The sequence below is a fragment of the Mucilaginibacter sp. genome, assembly GCF_039935595.1.
GTDB lineage: Bacteria > Bacteroidota > Bacteroidia > Sphingobacteriales > Sphingobacteriaceae > Mucilaginibacter.
The window spans coordinates 1-8562 of the sequence record NZ_JBDTJZ010000160.1; the positions used below are offsets into that span (position 1 = coordinate 1).

Annotated in this window: 8 protein-coding genes; 3 read left to right on the forward strand and 5 right to left on the reverse strand. The window is 39.1% G+C overall.

Translation table 11 applies throughout. The annotated features are described in order from the left end of the window. Positions 1-711: DUF748 domain-containing protein (locus ABI367_RS10840; RefSeq protein WP_462230957.1), on the reverse strand; the 711-nt coding region annotated here is incomplete at its 3' end. Positions 712-905: 194 nt separating this feature from the next. On the opposite strand from ABI367_RS10840, the gene dnaE reads away from it, so the two are divergent. Further along, positions 906-4490, forward strand: coding sequence for a DNA polymerase III subunit alpha (gene dnaE / locus ABI367_RS10845; RefSeq protein WP_462230959.1), 3585 nt, complete (start codon positions 906-908; stop codon positions 4488-4490). Positions 4491-4494: 4 nt separating this feature from the next. On the opposite strand, the gene ABI367_RS10850 is transcribed toward dnaE, so the two are convergent. The 4 genes from ABI367_RS10850 to ABI367_RS10865 all read right to left on the reverse strand — a co-directional run bounded on the left by ABI367_RS10850 (position 4495) and on the right by ABI367_RS10865 (position 7589). After that, positions 4495-4830: a type II toxin-antitoxin system RelE/ParE family toxin gene (locus ABI367_RS10850; protein ID WP_462230961.1), complete on the reverse strand. Its 336-nt coding sequence runs from the start codon at positions 4828-4830 to the stop codon at positions 4495-4497. Then, complete coding sequence (locus ABI367_RS10855) at positions 4820-5023, reverse strand: hypothetical protein (protein ID WP_462230963.1); 204 nt, start codon at positions 5021-5023, stop codon at positions 4820-4822. Before ABI367_RS10855 ends, ABI367_RS10850 begins: the two co-directional genes overlap by 11 nt. Before the next feature lie 110 nt (positions 5024-5133). Next, a complete protein-coding gene (locus tag ABI367_RS10860) occupies positions 5134-6816 on the reverse strand; it encodes a hypothetical protein (protein ID WP_462230965.1) in 1683 nt (560 codons plus the stop codon). Beyond that, the gene (locus ABI367_RS10865; RefSeq protein WP_462230967.1) at positions 6816-7589 is read right to left on the reverse strand and encodes an ABC transporter ATP-binding protein; all 774 of its coding nucleotides are present in this window, start codon (positions 7587-7589) and stop codon (positions 6816-6818) included. Before ABI367_RS10865 ends, ABI367_RS10860 begins: the two co-directional genes overlap by 1 nt. Positions 7590-7797: 208 nt before the next feature. Here ABI367_RS10865 and trxA point away from each other — a divergent pair, with 208 nt between their 5' ends. Further along, positions 7798-8127 carry a thioredoxin gene (gene trxA, locus ABI367_RS10870; protein ID WP_462230969.1) on the forward strand — a complete coding sequence of 110 codons (330 nt, stop codon included), beginning with the start codon at positions 7798-7800 and terminating at the stop codon, positions 8125-8127. Positions 8128-8213: 86 nt separating this feature from the next. Beyond that, a partial coding sequence (locus tag ABI367_RS10875; protein WP_462230971.1) for a DUF58 domain-containing protein occupies positions 8214-8562 on the forward strand: 349 nt, incomplete at its 3' end.

An 8562-nucleotide genomic window follows, 5' to 3' on the forward strand; every position in this document is an offset into this window, starting at 1 on the left:
ACCCAAATCCAACTGCATGTTAATAGGTTTAACGGCCGTATCAACTTTGGCTACCTGATTAATGATTGAGCCTGCCGGGGTTTGTATAATGTGCGCATTAACACCGGATAAGTTTATTTTTGGTATAGTAAACTTCATTTTATCCATATCAAAATCCTTGATACGGGTATCAAAATGGCCCAGTGCAAATTTTATATCGTTACCGGTGGTTAGGTCTTTGTAAGCAACATTTATCCTGTCTAATATGATCTTATCTACCGAAAATTTCATGGTAGATTTTGTTGTGTCCGGTTTTTTCTGCTCGCTGGCAAAGGCTTTGATAATATAATGAAAATTGAAAACACTATCTCTGTCGCGATAAATATGGGTGGTAATGCCTTGCAGGTTTATTTCGTTTATTTCAACCTGATTATGCAGCAGCTTAAGCATGCTGATATCTACCTTTAGTTTTTCACCGGCTAATAGCGTGTCTTTTTTCTGATCCTCAAAATAAACATCCTCTAACACCAGCAATTTGGGCAACCCTAAACTAATATGGCCTATTTGTACTTTGGTGTGGATTTTATTTTGTAAAAAAGCTACGGCTTTATTTTTCGCGAAGTTTTGAACAGCGGGTACCTGTATTAAAATAACTACAAGTAAAATCAAAAAGATTACACTTGCAATTATCCAAAGAATGGTTTTTAAAGCTATACGACCAAATCGTCCCAATTTTTATATGTATTTCAACGAGTTTAAGTTGTGTGTAATATATAAACAAATAGCATGCTAATTGCAGAGCCAGGAAGCAAGAATCAAGAGTCAAGAGTTTTTTTGTCTTGATTCTTGACTCTCTAAGTTTTCAACAACCATAAACGCCAACTTGTTTTTTGGTAGATTTGTGTTCTTCTATAATTTAGTTAGAAATGCCCGATTTTTCGCACTTACACGTACATACCCAATTTTCGTTACTTGACGGTGCTGCCGATATATCAAAACTATATAAAAAAGCGGCTGCCGACGGAATGAAAGCTTTGGCTATTACCGATCATGGTAATATGTTTGGCGCGTTTAAGTTTGTTGCCGAAGCCGGTAAGCACAATATAAAACCTATTGTAGGATGCGAGTTTTATGTGGTAGAGGACAGGCATAAAAAGCAATTTACCAAAGAGAAGAAGGACGTACGTTGCCACCAGCTATTGCTGGCTAAAAATCCAGAAGGGTATAAAAACCTGGTTAAAATATGCTCGTTGGGGTATATGGAGGGTCTTTATAGCAAATGGCCACGTATTGATAAAGAACTGGTTTTAAAATACCATAAGGGCCTTATTGCTACTACTTGTTGTATAGGTGCATCGGTACCACAGGCTATTTTAAAAAAGAGTGCTGCTGAGGCCGAAGAGGAGTTTAAGTGGTGGTTGGACCTGTTTGGCGAAGATTATTATATTGAGCTTCAGCGACACGACATTCCCGAACAAAATACCGTTAACGCGGTGCTGTTGCAATACGCTAAAAAATATAATGTTAAGGTGATCTGTTCAAACGATTCGCACTATGTGGATCAGCAGGACTCGAACGCGCATGATATATTGCTGTGTGTAAATACCGGCGATATGCAAAGTACGCCGATAGCTACCGATGAAGAAGGTGGCAAGGGGTATCGCTTCGGCTTTCCTAATGATCAGTTTTACTTTAAAACACAGGTCGAAATGGGCCAGTTGTTTCATGACCTGCCCGAATCATTGGATAATACCAATGAGATAGTTGATAAGGTAGAGGTATTGAAGTTGAAGCGCGATATACTACTGCCCAACTTTGTTATCCCGGCTGAATTTAATATACATACTACGGCTGATGCCGATACACTTAACCAGTGGGAATATTTAAAACACTTAACGTTTACGGGTGCCAAAGAGCGTTATATTGATATAAGTCCCGAAGTTGAAGAGCGTATAAACTTTGAGCTGTTCACCATACGTACTATGGGTTTTGCCGGGTACTTTTTAATTGTAGCCGACTTTATTAAACATGGTCGTGATATCGGGGTATTTATTGGTCCGGGTCGTGGTTCGGCAGCGGGGTCGGTGGTGGCTTATTGTACAGGCATAACCAATATTGACCCGTTAAAATACAACCTCCTGTTCGAAAGGTTTTTGAACCCCGACCGTAAGTCAATGCCCGATATTGATACGGATTTTGATGATGCCGGCCGCCAAAAGGTTATTGATTATGTAGTTGAAAAATATGGGAAAAACCAGGTAGCGCAAATTATTACCTATGGCTCAATGGCGGCACGTACCAGTATACAGGACGTGGGTAGGGTGTTGGATATGCCGCTATCAGATGTTACGGCGCTGAAAAAATTAGTGCCCGAAACTTTAGGCATTACCTTGCAGGGCGCTATTGACCAGGTACCCGAATTAGCGGCTATTTATAAAGCTACTGACTTACGCGGAATAGTTTTGCGCGAGGCCGCGAAACTGGAAGGCTCGGTACGTAATACCGGCGTACATGCTGCCGGTATTATAATTGCGCCTTATGATTTGACGGATATTGTTCCGGTAGCTACCGCTAAGGATTCGGATTTGTTGGTTACCCAGTATGATGGCCGCGTAATTGAGGATGCGGGCGTTATTAAGATGGACTTTTTGGGCCTTAAAACTTTAACCATTTTAAAGGATGCGTTAAGGCTTATTAAGCAAAATCATGATGTAACCATCGATATAGATTATATCCCGCTGGATGACCAGGAAACCTTTGAACTTTATCAGCGCGGCGATACCAACGGCACCTTCCAGTTTGAAAGTGATGGCATGCAAATGTACCTGCGCGAGCTAAAGCCCGATAAGTTTGAGGATCTGATAGCTATGAACGCGCTTTATCGCCCGGGGCCGATAGAGTATATACCCAACTTTATAAGCCGTAAGCATGGCCGCGAACCTATCACCTTTGATTTGGATGATATGGAGGAATATCTGGGCGAAACATACGGTATTACTGTGTATCAGGAACAGGTGATGCTTTTATCGCAAAAACTGGCCGGCTTTAGCAAGGGCGATGCCGACGTATTGCGTAAAGCAATGGGTAAAAAGCAACTGGATATACTCAACAAAATGGAAGCCCAGTTTATGGATGGGGCGGCTGCAAAAGGTCACCCTAAAGATAAACTGACCAAAATTTGGAACGACTGGAAAGCCTTTGCGCAATACGCGTTCAATAAATCGCATTCTACCTGTTATGCTTTTGTGGCCTATCAAACGGCTTATTTAAAAGCCCATTACCCGTCAGAATATATGGCGGCGGTTTTAAATAACCAGAATAATATTGAGAAGATAACCTTCTTTATGGAGGAGTGCCGCCGCATGGGTGTTGAAGTTTTAGGTCCGGATGTGAATGAGTCGGATATGGCATTTGCGGTTAATAAAAAAGGGCAAATACGGTTTGGCCTTACCGGCGTAAAAGGTGTGGGTGATAAAGCAGTTGAAAGTATTATTGAAGAACGTAACGAACGTGGCCCTTACAAATCTATATATGATTTTGCACAACGGTCAAACACCCGCAGTGTAAACCGTAAATCGTACGAGAACCTGGTATATGGTGGCGCGTTTGATGCCTTTGGCTTGAACCGTGCCCAGTTTTTCGCCAAAACTGAAAACGGTTTGTTAACTGGTGTAGAGCGTTTGATTAAATACTCCAACGATTATCAAAACACACAAAGCACCACGCAATCGTCGTTATTTGGTGGTTCGGTAGCCTCTTATATCCCGGAGCCTGCTATGCCTGATGCGGAGGAGTGGCCATTGATAGAGAAGCTGAAGTATGAAAAAGAGGTTATAGGTATATACCTTACCGGGCACCCGCTTGATAATTATAAATTTGAGATGGAGAAGTTTTGTAATACTACCATCAGCGAATTAAAGAATATGCAAAAAGCCCGCTCGGGCGAGGGTGGCGAAGAAGTAATGGCCGCCTTTGCTCAGCTGCGCAAGCGCGGCGAAATTTGTATAGGTGGCCTGGTAAGCAACGTGCAGCATAAAATGACCAAAACAGGTAAACCTTTCGGCACCTTTGTGCTGGAGGATTACAATGAATCGTACGAGTTTGCTTTGTTCGGCGAGGATTACATCAAATTTAAAAACTCCATTGCTAACGGGTACTTCCTGCATGTTAAAGGAGTTATTGAAGAAAAGTTCCGTCAAAAAGATAACTGGGATATGAAAATAACGGCCATTTGCCTGCTATCTGAAATGCGCGACAGGCTCACCAAATCGTTAACAGTGCTATTGGAGTTGAATAATGTTAATGATTCATTATTAACCAACATACAGGAAGCCATTGCCATTAACAACGAAAAATATCCGGTGAAAAACTGCATCCTGCGTTTTGTGGTAAAAGACAGGGAAGAAGCCATGCTGGTTGAAATGCCTTCAAAAACCTATAAGGTAAACCCAAGCGATGATTTAATGGCTGATATATTTAGTTTGACCAATAGCCAGCCGGTGTTGAATTGATTTGTTAAACAATCCCTTTTAGTAGATCTTTTATATATTTATCTGAAATATTATCTTGTTCAGATTTATCATAGACAGCTAACAAATATATTATGCCTTGAGTTTCATTAATGGCTATGACATTTGTTATTACACGTGCACCACCACTTTTACCTTTGTTTTTACTTGCAATAGTTATTCTGATCTTATAGCATGAATTACCTAATGGGGTTCCGCTTTTTGGGTCATTCAACAATAAAGTTCTTAGCTTGATCAGGTCTGATTTAAAAGAAGGGTATCTTTTACTTAATATTTTAACATCCCTTTCGAAATTAGGAATTGTTTTAATATTATAGCTCATTCAGCAAATCGTCAAAATTTTTCGCTTGAGCATTGCCTGCCTTTATATTATTGAGTTCGCTAACGGCAGTTTTTATTTTTTTAACCAAAGCATTATTTACATCTACTTTTTTTACAGTAACGCCCAGTTCTTTTAATATAAGGCGTACAGCCTTTTCTTTTTTTTCAGGTATAGTTATTTGTAAAACAGTCATTTTATTCCCTTTTATACAAATATAAATAAAAGCGATTATATATTTTAAGCATACAAATTTTGTCGCCTTAAATAAGAGTTTACCACTTTTAAACTTGTAGGCCTTTATCGTTAATCTACATCCGCCAACTCAATAGCATCCCAGGTTTGCTTTTTATATTGGGTAAACATGAGCCAGTTAATTAATAACATAGGTATAATTAATAACCAAACCACCATTTCCCATTTCGCTATAAATGCATGGCCTGCGCCAAGGGCAAACATAAATCCCAATATTATCAGGGATATGATCATTTTGCCGCCGCCTGCTTTTACCATGATCGGTTTTGAAAAAGGGAGGCCCTTTACCATAAATAGCGCCATTAGCATACCGTAAACAATGTTTATGGTAAACGCCAGTAAAATATCATTAAAGGTTGATGGTCCCCATATAACCAGTGTAGCTATACTGATAATTAAGTAGTAAGGTATAAAGTAAATTACAATAATGGCTTTATACATACCGGCTAATATTTTCCCGGGCTGATCTATCGGTAGTGTATAATAAACCCAGGCAGATTTGTATTTAGCTGATTGTGATACGTTTTGCAAAATTGTCGACAATACAAATGTGGTTAAATAGATCAGGAAAATATAGGTGGTGTTATTTTGCAGTTGTTCATATTTCTCACTTAACGTTTGGCCTTTTCCGTTAAAGGTTATGTAAATAAAATAGATAGGCATATAAGCAAAAGCCGGGAATACCTTCATTTTAAATTCGCGCGTGCGTGCGGCCAGTTTCCAGGTTATTTTAAATCCTGCATTTTCAATCGGGTCCGGAGCTAACAAATTGGCTAACTTATCTCTGAAATCAATTTTATAATGTTTTTTTATGTTAGTACTGTTTCCGTCGGCGTTACTTACAATAGCCAGCGTTTTATTAAAACCCGGTGCTAAAACTTTAGCTACAAACCATATCCCTATGATCGGGAAGATCAAACCAACAGCGGCCAATGCTATAACGGTTAAGTTTGTCCTACCTGCATGAAATATAACCTCATTTAAACTTGCTATCCAAACAGGGGGTAACAGGTAGGTCCATGTATGGCTTAGCATATCAACGTGCCTTAATACCGAAATGCCTACCAACCGCGGCACCAAATAATATATAGCGAATATGGTTATTGAAAAACCTATCTGTATATAGCTAATAATGTCCTTAAATTTTTGCGGACGTACTGCTTTTATCAGGATAAAATAAACCATATTAACTAACAGTACACTTAATAAGGTAGCCTCAATAACCTGAAAAAAGAATAATGGTATAGCTGCCACACCATCAATAAAAGCTATTATCAATATACCGGGCAGTCCCTGCAATAGTGCTATCCGGGTAATATAAAGTGTAATATGTAAAAAGCGAGACATAGCTACCGTACGATCATTAACCGGGCGTGGTGAAATGATAAATTGATCGCGGTTATCGAGCAAAACAGTTGAAAAATCGGATATAAGCGTTAATGCCATCATCACCATAAAAATGGAAAAGTAAAGCGTTTGCCCGGTGAGCGGCATTTTTGAAATGAACAGCACAATACACATAAAGCAACCCATTAACAATATAAATATATTTGCCACAATGGGGTTTCTTGTTTTACCTGTTTTAGCATTACGACTACCAAATGCAGCAGATGGCCGGCGGTTGTCCATTAATAGTTTTATGCGCAAAATTTCATGTAATTGTGCAGTATTAACACCTGTTTTTTCAAGTAGCGGATTTAATAAACCCACAACCTTTAAGAGTATCTTATCCATTATTCAAACGCGTTAATAATGGCATTAGTTTCGGTACCCGATTCTTCGCGGCCTGTTAGTTTTGAGAATATTTGCTCCAGCGTATCGCTATGATTTTGTTTTAACGATTCAAATGTGCCGTCGGCAATGATCTCGCCTTTGTTTATCAGTAATATCCGGTCTGATACTTTTTCAACCACATCCATCATGTGCGAGCAGTAGAAAATGGTTTTGCCTTCTTTTGATAAACGGATAATGAGCTCCTTAACCAAAATAACCGTGTTGGCATCCAGCCCGGATAAAGGCTCATCCAGAATCAATATTTTCGGGTTATTGATAATTCCGGCACTCAGCAATACCTTCTGCTTCATCCCTTTGGAGAAAGTATCCATACGGTCATGAATATTATTACCCAGACCAAAAGCATTTAACAGTTTTATAATACGTTCGCTTAAAACAGGCTCCTCCATTCCATACAACTTGCCAATAAAATCAAGATACTCCATTGGTGTGAGTACGTCGTATATCTCGGCATTTTCGGGTACATAGCCTATCAGCTTTTTTATTTCCTGCGGATTTTCTGACATTTTCATCCCGTCAATGATCACATCACCTAAAAAATCTGGAAGCAAGCCGGTCAATATTTTTACCGTGGTTGATTTACCGGCGCCATTTGGTCCAATGTATCCAATTACTTGTCCGGGAAAAATATCAAGGTTAATGTTTTTGAGTACCTGTTTGGTATCATAAAACATATTTAAATTTTTTATCTGGATGATAGGCTGGTTGCTCATGGTTTAGGTTTAATGATGGTAAATTACAAAATTTAAAAATACGATGTGTTTAAATTTCTTAATGTTTACAGGTAAATTTTGTCACCCCAAAATCAAACGTGAATAAATAGCACGTTGTTAGTAATTTCTTTGTCAGATTGTCAGGTCGGGACTTGTGGCAAGCAATTTGAATAGTATATATTTGAAATATAATTTAAAACACAAGATCATGGCTTTAGAAATAACCGACTCAAACTTTGAGGATTTGGTACTTAAATCAGATAAACCCGTATTGGTAGACTTTTGGGCAGAATGGTGTGGCCCTTGTAGAATGGTTGGCCCGGTAGTAGAAGAGATAGCAAAAGAATACGATGGCCAGGCCGTTGTAGGTAAAGTGAATGTAGATAACAATCCCGGCATATCCATGAAGTATGGCATCCGTAATATCCCTGCTTTATTGTACTTTAAAAACGGCGAAATTGTTGACAAACAAATTGGCGCCGTACCAAAATCAGTACTGGCTCAAAAATTAGATAAGCAACTGCTTTCGTTTTCATAAATGAAAAAGCACAAATAAAAAAAGCGTTACAATATTGTAACGCTTTTTTTATTTGTGTACACCTGGCTATTTTAATACATTAGTAAATGCTAAAGCTTAATGAAGATCAGCACGTAAGGCAACTGGCCAATTTAGAACTGCTGGCCCGCCAGGTGGTAGAGGGTTTTATAACGGGTTTGCACCAAAGCCCGTTTCATGGCTTTTCGGTTGAGTTTGCCGAACACCGCCTGTACAACAACGGCGAATCTGTAAAAAATATTGATTGGAAACTGCTTGCCCGTACCGAGAAATTGTTTGTAAAGCAATTTGAAGAAGAAACCAACCTGCGCTGTCATTTACTGCTGGATACCTCGTCATCTATGAATTACCCGGATAAGGGTATCAATAAGCTGCAATTTTCTATTTATGCCATAGCATCGTTAATGTACCTGTTTA